Here is a 276-nt window from a genome sequence, read left to right as displayed (position 1 = left end):
CCGAACGATCTCTGGCGCGTCCGTAGCGCGCGCGGTCGTCGTCACCAACCACCGCACCAAGACCCTCGATATCACGGGCTCGGAGGCCTGGCGTGCGACGTCGATCTACTCCGTCGACGTCGGGCAGACGACCGTCGTCAACCTGCCCGTCCCCAAGGGCATCCGCTTCCTCGCTTCCCCTCGCCCCTGGTACAACACCAAGGTCGCCCGAGGGATCTACGTCCCGGCCGTGCAGTACCTCGATGGCTACGCCGACCTCGAGGCCGGCACCGTCGG

1 protein-coding gene is annotated in these 276 nt (G+C 68.1%); it reads left to right on the top strand.

Annotated features, from left to right (window positions below; all coding sequences use genetic code 11):
- Positions 1-276: hypothetical protein (locus ACZ3GY_RS23910; protein ID WP_465912211.1), on the top strand; the 276-nt coding region annotated here is incomplete at both ends.

This window comes from Pseudomonas sp. PME37.24/006, from assembly GCF_055556635.1.
The sequence above is the reverse complement of the archived record's forward strand: the minus strand, read 5'-3'. Positions and strand labels throughout refer to the sequence as shown.